General features: G+C 35.7%; 1 protein-coding gene. It reads left to right on the plus strand.

Annotated features, from left to right (window positions below):
• A partial coding sequence (locus tag EVJ33_RS15800) for a DUF1398 family protein (protein ID WP_131438379.1) occupies window positions 1-314 on the plus strand: 314 nt, incomplete at its 5' end.
• Window positions 315-415: the final 101 nt, after the last annotated feature.

Genomic DNA, 415 nt, shown 5'->3' on the forward strand with positions numbered 1-415 from the left:
GTATTGCACATTACATTTATTATCTGGCTACGGATAACATCAGAATTATTACTCACGATGATACGGTTTTGTTATTAAGAGGAACCAGGAACCTGTTAAAAGTTAGTACGACCAAGAACCCTGCTAAAATAAAAGAGGCCGCATTGCTTCATATTTGCGGAAAATCTACATTTCGGGAATACTGTTCAACACTGGCAGGCGCGGGCGTTTTCCGGTGGGTTACTGATGTTAATCATAACAAACGCAGTTACTACGCCATTGATAATACGCTTTTATATATTGAAGATGTAGAAAATAATAAACCATTAATCTAGCTAAAGTTGGATACTTAAGAAATGCTTCATAATTCAGTAAGGCATTAGCATAATGGAAATAAAAGTGCAGAGACTATCTCTATAGATGATTAATACTGTCT

It is taken from the genome of Exiguobacterium sp. SL-10 (genome assembly GCF_004337025.1).
Lineage (GTDB): Bacteria > Bacillota > Bacilli > Exiguobacteriales > Exiguobacteriaceae > Exiguobacterium.